Origin of the sequence: Thioclava sp. SK-1 (assembly GCF_001705665.1) — a bacterium.
Lineage (GTDB): Bacteria > Pseudomonadota > Alphaproteobacteria > Rhodobacterales > Rhodobacteraceae > Thioclava.
In genome coordinates this window covers 1-15,564 of sequence record NZ_MDHA01000065.1, presented here as the reverse complement: position 1 = coordinate 15,564, position 15,564 = coordinate 1, and the positions used below count along the sequence as shown (strand labels likewise).

The 15,564-nt window shown below is 58.1% G+C and carries 12 protein-coding genes and 1 tRNA gene; 9 read left to right on the top strand and 4 right to left on the bottom strand.

Annotated elements, in window-relative coordinates; genetic code table 11:
- Positions 1–19 precede the first annotated feature (19 nt).
- On the bottom strand, positions 20–574 hold the full coding sequence (locus BFP70_RS14910) for an ActR/PrrA/RegA family redox response regulator transcription factor (protein ID WP_066012450.1): 555 nt from the start codon (positions 572–574) through the stop codon (positions 20–22).
- Between the two features lie 74 nt (positions 575–648).
- Positions 649–1,293, bottom strand: a complete 645-nt coding sequence (locus BFP70_RS14905) for an SCO family protein (RefSeq protein WP_066012449.1) — start codon at positions 1,291–1,293, stop codon at positions 649–651.
- 126 nt (positions 1,294–1,419) lie between these two features.
- Here BFP70_RS14905 and regB point away from each other — a divergent pair, with 126 nt between their 5' ends.
- The 8 genes from regB (at position 1,420) to trxA (ending at position 13,374) form a co-directional block, all read left to right on the top strand.
- Complete coding sequence (gene regB / locus BFP70_RS14900) at positions 1,420–2,784, top strand: sensor histidine kinase RegB (protein ID WP_066012448.1); 1,365 nt, start codon at positions 1,420–1,422, stop codon at positions 2,782–2,784.
- Positions 2,785–2,874: 90 nt separating this feature from the next.
- Positions 2,875–4,455, top strand: coding sequence for a PAS-domain containing protein (locus BFP70_RS14895; protein ID WP_066012447.1), 1,581 nt, complete (start codon positions 2,875–2,877; stop codon positions 4,453–4,455).
- A gap of 46 nt (positions 4,456–4,501) precedes the next feature.
- Positions 4,502–4,990, top strand: a complete 489-nt coding sequence (gene tsaE / locus BFP70_RS14890) for a tRNA (adenosine(37)-N6)-threonylcarbamoyltransferase complex ATPase subunit type 1 TsaE (protein WP_066012446.1) — start codon at positions 4,502–4,504, stop codon at positions 4,988–4,990.
- Positions 4,987–5,967, top strand: a complete 981-nt coding sequence (locus BFP70_RS14885; RefSeq protein ID WP_066012445.1) for an aminoglycoside phosphotransferase family protein — start codon at positions 4,987–4,989, stop codon at positions 5,965–5,967. The genes tsaE and BFP70_RS14885 overlap by 4 nt, the downstream gene beginning before the upstream one ends.
- Positions 5,943–6,632, top strand: a complete 690-nt coding sequence (locus BFP70_RS14880; protein WP_066012444.1) for a nucleotidyltransferase family protein — start codon at positions 5,943–5,945, stop codon at positions 6,630–6,632. Before BFP70_RS14885 ends, BFP70_RS14880 begins: the two co-directional genes overlap by 25 nt.
- Entirely contained in the window at positions 6,629–9,595 is a 2,967-nt protein-coding gene (addB, locus tag BFP70_RS14875; protein WP_066012443.1) for a double-strand break repair protein AddB, read from the top strand. Before BFP70_RS14880 ends, addB begins: the two co-directional genes overlap by 4 nt.
- A complete protein-coding gene (addA, locus tag BFP70_RS14870) occupies positions 9,592–12,999 on the top strand; it encodes a double-strand break repair helicase AddA (protein WP_066012442.1) in 3,408 nt (1,135 codons plus the stop codon). The genes addB and addA overlap by 4 nt, the downstream gene beginning before the upstream one ends.
- A 54-nt stretch (positions 13,000–13,053) precedes the next feature.
- Positions 13,054–13,374, top strand: a complete 321-nt coding sequence (gene trxA, locus BFP70_RS14865; protein ID WP_066012441.1) for a thioredoxin — start codon at positions 13,054–13,056, stop codon at positions 13,372–13,374.
- Between the two features lie 80 nt (positions 13,375–13,454).
- Here the strand turns inward: trxA and BFP70_RS14860 are convergent, their stop codons facing one another.
- Complete coding sequence (locus tag BFP70_RS14860) at positions 13,455–14,645, bottom strand: NAD(P)/FAD-dependent oxidoreductase (protein ID WP_066012440.1); 1,191 nt, start codon at positions 14,643–14,645, stop codon at positions 13,455–13,457.
- A 95-nt stretch (positions 14,646–14,740) separates the two neighbouring features.
- On the opposite strand from BFP70_RS14860, the gene BFP70_RS14855 reads away from it, so the two are divergent.
- Positions 14,741–14,815, top strand: a tRNA-Gln gene (locus tag BFP70_RS14855).
- A 266-nt stretch (positions 14,816–15,081) separates the two neighbouring features.
- On the opposite strand, the gene BFP70_RS21260 is transcribed toward BFP70_RS14855, so the two are convergent.
- Positions 15,082–15,327 (bottom strand): hypothetical protein, encoded by a 246-nt coding sequence (locus tag BFP70_RS21260; protein ID WP_066012438.1) that lies wholly within the window; start codon positions 15,325–15,327, stop codon positions 15,082–15,084.
- Between the last annotated feature and the right edge of the window lie 237 nt (positions 15,328–15,564).

The following is a 15,564-nucleotide window of genomic DNA, read 5'->3' as shown; positions in this document are numbered from 1 at the left end:
GGCACGCATTCCAACGCCCCTAGCGCGGGCTACGTTTGGCCAAAATGCGCTGCAAGGTTCTACGGTGCATGTTTAACCGTCGCGCTGTCTCGGACACGTTGCGGTCGCACAGCTCATACACACGCTGAATATGTTCCCAACGGACGCGATCCGCGCTCATTGGATTTTCGGGTGGCGGTGGCGTATCATCATTGCGCGCCAATAAGGCATTGGTGACATCCGTCGCGTCCGCCGGCTTGGCCAGATAATCGGTCGCCCCCATTTTCACAGCCGCAACCGCCGTGGCAATCGCACCATAGCCCGTTAACACAACAATCCGCGCATCAGGGCGTTTTTCCCGAAGCAGTTCAACCACATCAAGACCACTACCATCTTCCAATCGCAGATCGACTACCGCATAGGCCTGCGGCGTGGCCATGACGGCCGCCTTGCCCGCCGCCACGGAATCAGCTGTGGCGACCTCAAATCCGCGTTTTTCCATCGCACGGGCCAAACGAGTGAGGAACGGCAGATCATCATCGACCAACAACAGGCTGCGGTCAGAGCCCAGCTCCGCGAAAATATCTTGCGACATCACTCATTCCTCACATCATACGCCCCACATTTAGGCGTTTGCACAATGGTGGTCAAATCAAGCTGACATTAACTTCAGGTTTTGTTCTTGTCCCATGCGTCGACAAAGCAGCCAATTCGATCGGCCATCGCCTCGGGTGCCAGATCACGATTGAAAAATTCTACATATCCGAGTTCTGGAAACACCAGATAGCTTTGGGTCGAATGATCGATCAACGTCAACGGGTCCCCGGGGTTTTGCACCTTGAAATAGGTGCGATAGGATTTCGACGCCGCCGAAATTTGTTCGGGAGAGCCGGTCAAGCCAAGCATGCGCGGGTGAAAAATATCGGTAAATTCTGCCACAACTTCGGGTGTGTCTCGCGCGCTGTCCACCGAGATAAACACCGGCTGAATGGTCTGCCCGCGGGAATCCAGGATCGCCGTGGCCTCGCCATTGCGGGCCACATCGAACGGGCAGACATCAGGGCAAAACGTATAGCCGAAATACAACAGGCTGGGCTGAGTAATGACATCCGTATCGGTGACGGTCGCACCGGTTTCAGACACCAGTTCGAACGGGCCGCCCAAAGTGCCCGCACCCGATACCGCGCTGCTGCGGCATTGCGCAAAGATATCGTCCGAGCCGTCGGAAAATTTAGGAACCGCCCACATGGCGCCAAGCCCAAGGACAACAAGGCACCCTGCCCCAATCGCATAGGTTTTCGTGCGGATGGCCATGTCATATTCCCCCTTAGGTCGGCTATATTGTTTGCGCGGCTGAACCCTACTATCAAGACGCCGCGACGGAAAGTGTGACACTTTCACACAGATTGGCATCGGCCAAGCGGCAAAAGGGGCAAGGGAATGAGCGGTTTTCCAGATGCGGGGATGGCCCGGATTGAAGCGCATCATGAATGGGTGCGTCTGCGGACCCTGATCTTTCTGCGCTGGACAGCCATTACCGGACAGTTGATCGCAATATTTGTCGCCAATTTTCTGCTGGGGTTTCATCTGGATCTGGCGCTATGCCTTGCCACCGTGGGTGCGGCGGTTGCCGCCAATCTGGTTGCAATTTTCCTATTTCCTGAAAATCGAAGATTAAGCCAAACCGAAGCCACCTCAATGCTACTGTTTGATACAGCACAATTGGCGCTGCTGCTGGCGCTCACCGGGGGCTTAAACAATCCCTTCGCGTTGCTGATGCTGGTCCCCGCGACGATTGCAGCCACTGCGCTGGAACGGCTGCCGACAATGCTGGTGGGGTCTGTCGCGATTGCGCTGATTTCAATTGTTGCGCTGGTCTTCACCCCACTGCAACTGGTGGATGGCACAATGATCGAGGCCCATCCTTTGTTTGAATTTGGCTATTGGCTGGCGATTGTGATCGGGGTCGCTTTTCTTGGCGCCTATGCACATAAAATTGCATCGGAAATTCACACAATGGGGGACGCGCTATTGGCAACTCAGCTGGCCTTGGCGCGCGAACAGAAACTGACCGACCTGGGCGGGGTGGTGGCCGCCGCCGCGCATGAGCTAGGCACGCCACTTGCCACCATTAAGCTTGTCTCATCAGAGCTTTATGACGAATTGTCTGACCGCGAAGATTTACGCGAAGATGCATTGTTGATCCGCGAACAGGCCGATCGTTGCCGTGACATCATGCGTTCTATGGGCCGGGCGGGAAAAGATGACAAACATCTGCGAAGCGCCCCGCTGATGGCGGTGATCAAAGAGGCCGCAGAGCCGCATTTGGACCGTGGCAAAACGATCCATTTCCACAGCGCCCCAATGGCCAATGGGCCAGAGCGCCAGCCCATAATCTATCGCTACCCCGAGCTGATCCACGCGCTTCGCAACCTGGTGCAAAATGCCGTAGATTTCGCCAATACTTCGGTCTGGGTAGATGCCAAGTGGAGCCAGTCGGAGATTGTGCTGCGGATCAGCGATGATGGTCGCGGCTATGCGCCCGACGTGATTGGCCGCATCGGCGACCCTTTCTTGCATGCCCGCACATCCGAGCAGCGCGAACGTGGCCCCTATGAAGGGATGGGGCTTGGCCTGTTTATCGCCAAAACCTTGCTAGAGCGCACCGGCGTGCACCTGAAATTCCGTAACGGGCAACCCGATTGCGAACAATCAGGCGCGGTGGTTGAACTGCGCTGGCCGGCCTATAGGTTGGTTGTGCGCGATACTGGCGCGCTTGGCACCAATCAGCAGATCATTAAATAGCAATTCTTTTTGGTAACGATATTTTCAGCTTAACGACGAATTAACTATTCGAGCGCAATTCTGCCGGTAGGACAGAAAAAAGGTGCGCCGATGCAGGATGTTGTGTTTCAGATTGCCATCGTGGCTTTAAGCTCACTGGTGACTGCGGTGATCGCATTATATGTGATCTCCCGTATCGTCGGTCGGCAACAGCGCAAGGCGGCTTTGGTGCCGGCCCATCCAGAGCTGGAGCAAACCGTCTTTTTATTTGATGGGGATGAGCTGGTCGATGCGACAGGCCCGGCGCGCTGCCTGTTAGAGGCGTCGCCACTTGCCAGCAGTGATTGGGGCCGGTTGCAGGCCTTCTTGCTGCCGCGCTTTGACACATTGACCGCCCGGTTAAAGGACCTGCCAGCTGAAGGTCGGATAGAACTGCGTGGCATCCCACCGCAATATGGCGGTCCTGCGCTGCGCCTAATTGCCGAAACTGTCAATAATATGATGCGCTTGACGATCATCGACCCAGAGGCAGAAGGCCGCGGTGTTCTGGTGGATGGCCTGTCGCAACGCGCGCTGGAAGACGAATTGGATCACCTGCGCCATGCGCTGGATCTGGCACCGACATTGGTGTGGCAAGAAGATCCGGAACGTAACATCACCTGGGCAAACCGGGCCTATCTGACGCAATCGGGTGCTTTGGATGAGGCAGATCAGGGCCTGTTATGGCCACTGCCGCGTCTGTTCGATCTGGACGCATCTTCACGCCGCCATGCAGCCCGCCGCGTGATGCTTACCGACCAGGCCGGGCTGGAGCATTGGTTCGAAGTGCAAAGCTTTGCAGGCGAAGATGGTCATCTGCATTTCGCACAACATGCTGATTCGACCGTCCGCGCCGAAAAAGCGCTGCGTGATTTTGTGCAGACTCTCACAAAGACATTTGCGGATTTACCAATCGGTTTGGCTATTTTCGACCGCAACCGCCATTTACGCCTATTCAACCCTGCATTGATTGACCTGACAACATTAGGGGCCGATTTCCTATCAGGTCGCCCCAGCCTTTATGCGCTTTTGGACCGTCTACGCGAGGTACGTATGATGCCAGAGCCGAAAGACTATCGCAGCTGGCGCGAGCAGATGACCGAACTGGAAACCCAGGCGGCCAAAGGCTTCCATGAAGAAACATGGTCCTTGCCCAATGGCCAGACCTATCGTGTGACGGGCCGTCCCCATCCGGATGGGGCAATTGCCTTCTTATTTGAAAATATCACCTCGGAAGTGTCCTTGACCCGGCAATTCCGTGCCGAGCTGGAAACCAGCCAAGCGGTTTTGGACAATATCTCAGAGGCCGTTGCCGTCTTTGGCGCAGCAGGGGATTTGACCCTGACCAATGCCGCGCATCAAACCCTGTGGGGCTATAGCCAAGACAATGTTCAGCGCATCACGATGACCGACGCATTGCGCCGCTGGAGCGAGCGTTGCGAACGCAGCGCCATTTGGAGCCAGGCCCGCGTTTGCTTTAGCCGCAGAGAACCAGCACAAGGTGAGATCCGGATGAATGATGGCCGCCGACTGATGGGCCGTTTCACTCCTATGAGCGGCGGAGGTTTGATGATTTCGTTCACACCGCTGGTCGCAGATGTGCAACCAGCCCGCACCATCACCGGCCATTTGGCCGCGACCGGGTCAGATTAACCGACAAGATCTTGCGGCTTGCGCGTGTCACCGTCATGATGCGCGCATGTCGTTTTTGCCCCCTCATATCCGCTCGCTTGATTTGCCCGATGCCGATGCCACAGCAGACTTGGGCCGCCGCCTTGGGTCTGTACTGGCCTCAGGCGACGTTGTGCTGCTAGATGGCCCCATTGGCGCCGGAAAAACCCATTTCTCCCGCACAGTTATCCAAGATCGCATGGCCCAAAGTGGGCAGGTTGAAGACGTGCCCTCCCCGACATTCACACTGGTTCAGGTTTATGAAACAGATCCTGAGATTTGGCACGCTGACCTGTATCGATTGCACCATCCCGATGATGTGATTGAACTTGGCTTGGATGTGGCCTTCGATGAGGCGATATGTCTGGTGGAATGGCCAGACCGGCTGGGTGATCTGACACCAAAGACCGCGCTGCAGCTTGCCTTTCGCAACAGCGCTGATGGAGAATCGCGTCAGGTGACGATTTCGGGCGATGCCGAATGGGCCGCACGGCTGCAAAAGATCGGACTTGCATGACCGCAATTGACGAATTCCTATCGCAATCCGGCTGGACGGAGGCCACGCATAGCCCCTTGGCCGGGGATGCATCCTCGCGTCGCTATGAAAGGGTAACGCGCGACGCCACCTCGGCCGTGCTGATGATCACCCGCGCGGGGGAAGAGCTGAACCGGTTTGTCTTTTTGACCGGATGGCTGCGCGACAATGGCTTTTCCGCGCCTGAAATCCTTGCACAAGATCTGAGCGCCGGACTGCTGCTGCTTGAGGATCTGGGCGATGATTTGATTTCGACGCTAATCGTAAATCAGCCCCAACGCGAAGCAGAGCTTTATTCACAGATCACAACCTTTCTGACCGCGCTCCATCAGGTGGCGCCACCGCAGGGTCTGACCGAGCTTGATGGGGCAGGGCTTGCCGCGCTGACAGGGTTGGTTGATGACTATTATCCCTGCACCAGCGATCCGTCGCAGATTTCCGCGCAAATTGCGGCGCTATGGGCGCAATTGGACGATGGTCGCCGCGTCATGTCGCTGCGCGATTTCCATGCCGAAAACGCCCTATGGCTGCCGGACCGCAGCGGGATCGCACGGATGGGCGTGCTGGATTATCAAGACGCGGTCTTGGCCCACCCGGCCTATGATTTGGTCTCGGCGTTTCAAGATGCCCGGCGCGACGTCAATGCCGCAATAGAGGCGCGCGAAACCGCCCGTTACATTTCCCAAACCGGCTGCGACCCTACACAATTCCACGCAATATACGCCCTACTGGGTGCCCAACGCGCACTACGTATTTTAGCTATTTTTACAAGGCTTTGCACAGATTTCGGAAAACCGGGATATTTGCAATTCATGCCTCGTGTCTGGGCCTATTTGCACCGAAACCTCAGCCACCGCGCCCTTGCACCCTTGGCCCGCAGCTGCACTGTTTTGCGCGCCCCGAACCCATCGATGATTGAGGAGCTACGTAAAAGATGCGCCACACGCCAGATGCCCTGATGTTGTTTGCCGCGGGCTTTGGAACCCGGATGGGGCCTCTGACAGCACAACGACCAAAGCCCTTGGTCCAGGTTGCAGGCCGCGCGCTGCTTGATCATGCGCTGGATCTGGTGGAACAGGCCGGGATGGCACGCAAGGTCGCCAATATCCATTATCTTGGCGAGCAGGTTGTTGATCATCTGGCCGGTCGCGGCGTCGATATTTCGGATGAGCGCGATCGGGTTTTGGAAACCGGTGGCGGGCTGCGCAAGGCATTGCCACTGCTGGGGGATGGTCCAGTTTTTACCCTCAACACGGATGCGATCTGGACCGGACCGAACCCGTTAACCGGGTTGCGAGCGGCATGGGATGGCGCGCAAATGTCGGCTTTGCTGATGCTTGTGCCGCCAGAACGGGCACAGGGTCACACCGGGACGGGCGATTTTACGCTTGCGCCCGATGGGCGGCTAACGCGCGGTAAGGGCCATGTGTATACCGGGGCGCAAATCATTGATCCGACAGGTTTGCATGATATCACGCATGACGTTTTCTCGCTGAACCTGCTGTGGGATCAGCTGCTGGCGCAGGGCCGGGTCTATGGTGTTGTGCATCGCGGTGGTTGGTGTGATGTGGGCCGTCCGGACAGTATTGCGTTGGCAGAAACCCTGTTGAAGGACACGCCATGACTGCACCCACCGTTCACGCCCTGCCATGTGGGGTCGATTTTCCGCGTGAATTGGTCAATGGCTTGATCGCCAAAATGGCAGATCACCCCCCCGAAGCCATGGCCCGCGTTCATCTGTACCTGAACGCGGGGCGGATGATGCGCCGCGTGCGCGAAGAATTCGACCGCCACGGCGCGCGCTACCTGCCGCGGCTAAAGTTGGTTACAGATCTTGGCCGTGCACCATTGCCCGGATTGCCCCCTGCAATCCCATCGCTACGGCGCAAATTGGAACTTGCGCAGCTTGTCGCGGGGTTGGTAGATCGCCTACCGGGGTTTGAGGCCGGTCACGGGCGGTTTGGTCTGGCAGAGAGCCTCGCCACATTAATGGCCGAAATGCAAAGCGAAGGCGTGCCCCCCGATGCGCTTGAGGCGTTGGATATCGCGGACACCCACGCCCAGCATTGGCGTCTAAGCCTTGATTTCATTCGTATTGTGGCGCGGTATTTTGAACCCGATGCCACCCCGGATTCCGAGGCGCGTCAACGCCGCGTCGTGCAGCATATTTTAGACACATGGGCCATGTCCCCCCCCAGTGACCCGATTATCGTGGCAGGCTCCACCGGTTCGCGCGGGGCAACGGCTTTGTTCATGGAGCATGTCGCGCGACTGCCAAATGGCACGGTTGTTCTGCCCGGATATGATTTTGAAATGCCCGATTTGGCGTGGAGCAGCTTAAAATCGGGCAGTTTCCCGATCGAGGATCACCCGCAATATCGTTACCGTGCCTTTTTGGACCGACTGGACGTGCCACCAAATCAGGTCCAAAATTGGAGCATAACCCCACCCGCATCGCCCGCGCGCAATGCGATGATCTCCTTGGCACTGCGGCCCGCGCCAGTGACCGATCAATGGATGAGCGAAGGGCAATCCCTGCCTGATCTAGCCGAATGCACTCGCGATATAACCCTGATCGAGGCCCCGGATCCCCGCCACGAAGCCGTAGCGCTTGCGCTTGTGCTGCGCGAAGCGGCCGAACAGGGACGAACCGCCGCCCTGATTTCACCCGACCGTTTGCTGACCCGCCGCGTTGCGGTCGCGCTGGATCGTTGGGGGATCACCCCCGATGATTCCGCCGGACAGCCATTACAACAGACCGCGCCGGGGCGTTTGATCCGCCATGTGGCCGCGATGATGGGACAACGGATTGCGCTGGATGGCGTGCTGATTTTGCTGAAGCACCCGCTGACAGCGACGGGGTCCACATTGCGCGGCACCCATCTGCGATACACCCGCGAATTAGAGCTGCGCTTACGTCGATATGGCCCGGCCTTTCCGGACCGCGATGCACTGATGAAATGGGCCAAAGAGGACGACGACAAAATTCGCTGGGCCGAATGGGTTTGGGCGGTTCTTACTGCGTTAGCGGCCGCGCAGGGCGGTCCTTTGACCCAAATCTGCACGGCACATCTGGCGATCACAGCGGATTTGGCAGCCGGGCCGGGCGGCGATATTGACGCGTCAGAGCTGTGGCTGGAAGAAGGCGGGCGTGAGGCCCGTCGGATCTTTGCCGAATTGCTGCGCGAATCCGATACTGCCGGGGACTATAGTCGCAGCGATTATGCCGATCTGGTGCATCACCTGCTGCAAGGCGGGATGGCGCGCGCCGGGCTGGCTGCCCATCCCAATATTGCCATCTGGGGCACGCTGGAGGCCCGGACCCAAGGGGCGGACCTGGTGATTTTGGCCGGGCTGAACGAAGGCAGCTGGCCCGAAGCCCCGGCCCCCGACCCTTGGCTTAGCCGTGCGATGCGGCTAGAGGCCGGGCTGCTGTTGCCGGAACGCCAAATTGGCCTGTCAGCGCATGACTTTCAACAAGCCGTCGCAGCCCCGCAGGTGATCTTGTCACGCGCCCGCCGCGATGCCGAAGCGGAAACAGTGCCATCGCGTTGGATCAACCGCTTGATGAACCTGTTGTCGGGCCTGACCGCACAAGACGGCCCACAGGCATTAAAGGCAATGGTTGACCGTGGTAACCGTTGGGTCGACATGGCGCAATCGCTTGACGCGCCACGCCAAGATGTCGCGCCCATGCGCAGGCCGTCGCCCCGCCCCCCTGTCGAAAAGCGACCCAAAGAACTGTCGGTGACCGCGATCCGGACGCTGATCCGTGATCCATATGCGATTTATGCAAAGCGGATTTTGCGGCTGAACCCTTTGAATCCGCTGTCACCAGAGCCTGACCCCTTGCTGCGCGGAACCGTATTGCACAAGATCGTCGAGACATTCACCGAACGCCCCATTTCCGACGACACACCTGAGCAGGCGCATGACCGGCTGTTGCGTGTGGCCGAAGAGGTGCTGCAAAAGACGGTGCCTTGGCCCTCGGCGCAGCGGCTGTGGTTGGCGCGAATTGCACGGATCGCCAAACGCTTTGTCGCCGATGAAATCCATCGCGCCGAAAATGGCACGCCTGTGGTGGTCGAAAACCAGCGCAGCGTGACATTGCAAAACCCAATATTCACGCTGACGGCCAAGCCAGATCGCATTGATCTGCTGCATGATGGCCGGGCACGGATTTATGATTACAAATCCGGCACACCGCCCACCGCGGCGCAGGTCATCAGCTATGATAAGCAGTTGCTATTGGAAGCGGCGATGGTTGAACGCGGCGCCTTTGAGGTCCTTGGCCCGCGCGAAGTCGCTGGTATGAGTTATATCCAATTGGGCGCTGCCGGTGCCACGACAGATTTCGGTTCGAAGATCATCACCCGTAAACACGGCAACACGCCGGCCCGCGAAGAAAGCGTGGCCGAAAGCTGGGCAAAATTTGAGATGCTGATCGCGCAATATTTTGACCCCAAACAAGGCTATACCGCGCAGCGCGCGATGGAATTGCAAAGCCATGCAAGCGATTATGGCCACCTGTCGCGCTTTGGCGAATGGGAATTGTCTGATGAGGCCGTGCCAGAGGATTTGACATGACTGCCCCTGCCCCCACACCGCGCGACGCCGCAAGCGAAGCACAGATCCGCGCGGCGTCTCCGACGCGGTCAACATGGCTGTCGGCCAATGCCGGATCGGGCAAAACGCGCGTGCTGACCGACCGCGTTGCGCGGCTGCTTTTGGCTGGAACAGAGCCGCAGAAAGTGCTGTGTCTAACCTATACCAAAGCCGCCGCGACAGAGATGCAAAACCGCCTGTTGGGCCGTTTGGGTGGCTGGGCCATGCTGCCCGATGCACAGCTGCGCACAGAACTAAGCAAACTGGGCGAAGAAGGCCCGATCCTGCCCGAGCGTCTGGCAGAGGCCCGGCGGTTATTTGCCAAGGCCATCGAGGCCCCGGGTGGGTTGAAGATCCAGACCATTCACTCGTTTTGTGCGGCATTGCTGCGCCGTTTTCCGCTGGAGGCGGGCGTCCCGCATGGGTTCAGCGAGATGGACGAGCGTGCTGCGCAAAGGATGCGGCAAGACATTTTGGAAGATATCGCCAGCGGTGAAGACCGCGCCGCATTGGATCATCTGGCCATGATCGGCGCGCTAGAAGATCTGACACCATTGTTGCAGGCGATGGTGCACAACCGCACCGGCTTTGGCATGGGGCTTTGTTTCGATGACATGCTGGCGCAGTTTGACTTGCCCCCGGGATATGACGAAGCGACGCTGCTCGCGGATGTGTTCGACACGCATGATCTGAAGATGCTCGCGGATTTGGTCACTGTGTTGAAAACATCTGGCCCGACTGACCAGAAGGCTGCCGCAAAACTTGCGACCCTAAGCGGGGCAGACCTTTCCAGCCTTTCGGTTCTGGAAGATGTTTTGCTGACCGGTGCACGCACGGCGCAGCCATTTAGCGGTAAGTCAGGGTCTTTTCCGACCAAGGACGCACGACTAGCCTGCGCCAATTTAATGGATGATCTTAACGAGCTGATCGACCGTGTCGAAATCGCGCGGCCAAAGCGATGCGCCTTGCAAGCCGCCCGCCGTATGGAGGCGCTGCACCGGTTTGCGGATGTGTTCCTACCCCGACTGGCGGCGGAAAAAGCCGCACGCGGATGGCTGGATTTCGATGATTTGATCGACCGCGCCGGACGGCTTTTATCTGATTCCGCCTTGGCACAATGGGTCTTATTCCGACTGGATGGTGGGATCGACCATATTTTGGTGGATGAGGCGCAAGATACCTCGCCTGGGCAATGGGCCGTGATTGAGCGTTTGGCCGATGAATTCACCGCCGGCGAAGGGGCCCGTGATGAATCGCGAACGATCTTTATCGTTGGCGACAGAAAGCAGTCGATCTATTCGTTTCAAGGTGCCGATCTGGCCAAGTTTGAGGCGATGCAGAGCCATTTCGCGCAAAAATTTGACGCCATCGACCGCCCCTTGCAAAAGGCCGAACTGAAACATTCCTTCCGCTCCTCTCATGCTGTGTTGGGGTTGACTGACAGGACCTTTGACCGTGGCGAGGCAGCACAGGGTTTGGGCGGGGTGCCCGAACATATCTCATTTTTCGACGCAATGCCGGGCCGTGTAGATCTGTGGCCCACCATTGAGGCATCAGAGAAATCCCCAGCGGGCAATTGGGAAGACCCGATCGACCTGATCGAAGAAACACATCACACCGTCATTTTGGCGAAAACAATCGCGCAGGAAATTCGCGCGATGATCGATGCAGGCGTGCAGCTTCCAGATGCCACCGGCGCGAATGCCCGGCCCCTGCATGAAGGCGATTTCTTGATCCTTGTTCAGCGCCGCTCTGACTTGTTTGCGGAAATCATCCGTTCGTGCAAGGCCGCCGGCCTGGCGATTGCCGGGGCGGATCGCTTGAAATTGGGTGCCGAGCTGGCGGTAAAAGACATCGGCGCGGTCTTGCGGTTTTTGGCCACACCCGAAGATGATCTGGCATTGGCGGAGGCCCTGAAATCGCCATTTTTCGGCTGGACCGAGCAACAGCTTTACACCCTGGCCCAGCCGCGCCCCGGCTATTTATGGGAGGCGCTGCGCAATGCGCCCGAACATGGCCCGACAATTCGGGTGCTACAAGATTTGCTGGGCCAGGCAGATTTCTTGCGCCCACATGATTTGATCGAACGGTTGCTGACCCGTCATCAAGGCCGCGAAAAGCTGATCGCGCGTCTTGGGATCGAAGCCGAAGACGGGATTGATGAGTTGATCTCGCAGGCATTGGCCTTTGAACGCTCGGACGTACCATCGTTGACCGGGTTTCTGGTCTGGCTGGCCACAGATGATGTGCAGGTAAAGCGGCAATTGGACTCCGGCGGGCGCGCCATCCGGGTGATGACTGTGCACGGGTCGAAAGGGCTGGAGGCCCCCGTGGTTATCCTGCCCGACACTGCCAAACCGTCCCAAAAACCGCACACGCCCAAAATCCAACGTATTGGTGACGATGAAATCGCCGCTTGGGACACCGTCAAGGATGAACGCCCGGATATTTTAAAACACGCGGCTGACTTCACGACACAGCGGCAGGAAGAAGAAAAAATGCGGCTGCTATATGTCGCGATGACACGGGCGGAACGATGGCTGATCGTGGCCGCCGCCGGTGATGTGGGGACCGGGCCAGAAAGCTGGTATGGGCTGGTGGCTGACGGGCTGCACGCCGCCGGGGCAAAGGAAGACCACGGCCAGTCCCCAGAGCTGCGCGCGCAGGGGCCAATCCGACGGTTGTCACATGGCGCTTGGCCGAAAAATGGCCCAATGGCTGAAACACGCGTGATCAGCCGCGCCGCCCTGCCCGATTGGACCCAAACCCCGGCCAAACGCCCGGCAAAACCCGCTAAGCCGATCACCCCATCGGATCTGGGCGGCGCCAAGGCCCTTCCAGGTGAGGGGCTGGGCCTGGATGAAGACGCGGCAAAGCGCCGGGGCAGACACATTCATTTGCTGCTGGAGCATCTGCCGAACTGGCCCCGTGATCAGTGGGACGCTTGGGCGTCAGAGATGTTGCTGGCGGGTGATGATGCGGCCGAACCCGCCGATCTGCCCGCGCTGATGGCAGAGGCGGTGCGGGTGCTGGAGGCCCCCGAAATGCAACCTTTCCTTGGCCCCGAAACCCTGGCTGAAGTGGAAGTGACCGCGCCGCTCGCAGATTTCGATGGCGCGCAGATGCACGGAATCATCGACCGTCTGTTGATTACGGACAGCCATGTGAAAGTTTTGGATTATAAATCCAATGCTATTGTGCCCCGACAGGCGGCGCAAATTCCCCTGGGCCTGTTGCGGCAACTGGCCGCCTATCGTGCTGCATTGAAAGAGATTCATCCCGATAAACAGATCGACTGCGGCATCCTATGGACCGCCACAGCAACCATCACCTGGGCTGATAGCGCACAATTAGATGATGCGCTTCGCACAGACCCCGTATCTTGACGCTGCCCGGTCGCATCCCTACGTTCCACCCAACCGCAGATTAAGGAGAGACTCATGGCCACTGTCGCAGTCACAGATTCCACATTCGACGAAGAAGTTCGCAAATCCAGCATCCCAGTCGTCGTCGACTTTTGGGCAGAATGGTGCGGCCCATGCCGCCAAATCGGCCCGTCGCTGGAAGAGCTTGCCACTGAAATGGAAGGCAAGGTCAAGATCGTAAAGGTCAATGTCGACGAGAACCCCGATAGCCCGGCAACATTGGGTGTACGTGGCATTCCGGCGCTGTTCCTGTTCAAGGATGGCGAAGTAGTGTCGAATAAAACCGGCGCGGCCCCGAAAGCGGCCCTGCAAAGCTGGATCCAATCCGCGATCTGATCGAATGCAGGATGGAATTAAACAACGGCCGGTCATAACGACCGGCCGTTTTGCATTTCACTATGAGACGTACGATCAGATTATGCCACCTGCCCGGCCGCCCAGCCCGACGCCCAGGCCCATTGGAAATTATACCCGCCTAGCCAGCCGGTCACATCGACGACTTCACCGATGAAATACAGCCCCGGCACAGATTTTGCCTCCATCGTTTTGGCATCCAGCGCATCGGTCGACACGCCCCCCAATGTGACCTCTGCCGTGCGATACCCTTCAGAGGCCACCGGCCGCAGCGTCCAGCCATGAACATGAGTGGCCAAATGACCAAGCGCCTTATTGCTTTGATCTGCCAAACGGCCAGACAACCCCGACTCCGCCACCACCAGCGCAGCAATCTTATCGGGGAGCCATCGGGCCAGCGCGTTATGCAATGCCATGCGCCCGGTGTCTTGTTTCAGCGCCGCTAAATCCTGCGCGATATCGGCCCCCGGCAGAAGATCAATGCAGATAGCGTCGCCTTCCTGCCAATAACTGGAGATCTGCAAAATGCCCGGCCCCGACAGGCCACGATGTGTGAACAAAAGATCTTCGTCAAAGCGCGTTTTATGATGCGACACACCCGCAGGCAGGGCAATGCCGGCAAGCGGTTTCGTCCGCACCAGCTCTTGTTCGGCAAATGTCAAAGGCACCAAACCCGGCCGCGGGTCAACAATTGGCACACCGAAGCGTTCGGCGATTTTATACCCCAGCCCCGTGGCGCCCATCTTCGGAATTGACTTGCCCCCCGTCGCAACGATCACCGAACCAGCCGTCAGCGCGCCGTCACTTGTGTGGACAGTAAAGCCGTTGTCAGTGCGATCGACCGCGTCGATATGTGTCCCAAGATAGATTTCGCCCCCCGCTTGTGCCAAATCATCCAGTAACATTGCGATAATCTGCGCCGCCTTCCCGTCACAAAACAGCTGGCCACGATGTTTTTCATGCCATGCAATCCCGGCACGATCGAGACGGTCAATAAAGGCTTGCGGCCGGTACCGGCTTAGCGCTGACAAGGCAAAGCGCGGATTCTCAGATAAAAACCGCTCTGTCGCATTTTGCCGTGTAAGATCGCGGTTCGTAAAGTTACATCGCCCCCCACCGGAGATGCGGATTTTCTCGCCAGCGCGGGACGCATGGTCCAGCACGATGGCACGTTTTCCACGGCGCGCGACCTCAATCGCGGCCATCAGGCCAGCAGCGCCGGCCCCAAGAATGACTGTGTTTTGACTGCTCATGCCCTCCCCTGCACGACCCGAATGAAGTTCGCAATTATTTTTTACATTTTTCCTCTTGCAGCCAGAATAAAGCCCCGCTAAATAGCCCCACAAGTTGGGATGTAGCCAAGTGGTAAGGCAACTGTTTTTGGTACAGTGTACCGTAGGTTCGAATCCTACCATCCCAGCCAAATTCATTTTGTGTGATGTGCGCCGAAGATTGGAACCTATCCGGTTCTACTTGGCATCTTGCTCGGGCAAGACTGGCATCTGCTGACATTTCGAACGTCTTACCGTCCAGAATCCCTCTGAACTAACAGGCATTTGCGCCCGTATGATCTCGTCCCTAAACTGAGCGGTGACGAACACGGAGGGCACAGGTATGGCCAACTGGTATTCGGCCGACCTGCACTTCGGCCACCACCGCATCATCGACTTCTGCAGGCGCCCCTTCGCCTCAACCGCGGAGATGAACGCGGCCCTGATCGCAAACTTCCAGGGCTGTGTCGCGCACGATGATGACCTCTGGATCTTGGGAGATTTTGCCTTCGGTCGCGCTGACGATACGGCACAGTTCGAGAACTGGTTTCACAGCCTCCCCGGCCGCAAGCATCTGATCATTGGCAACCACGACGATGAAGCCGTCATCTCGCTGCCTTGGGCCAGCACTGAGTACATGGCCGAGATCCAGGACGGCGAACATAGCCTCGTCCTCTGCCACTATCCGATGATCACTTGGAACGGCGCACGCAGAGGCGCTCTACAGCTGTTCGGCCACGTTCATGGACTTGTCGCGGTTTGGTGCCGCTCCTTTGATGACGTAATGTGCAGCAAAGGAGATAAACCATGGGCACAGGCAGAACGGATGAATTTCGCAAGGATGCGGTGCGGATTGCGCTGACCAGCGGGCTTTCGCGTCGTCAGGTCGCGGATGATCTGG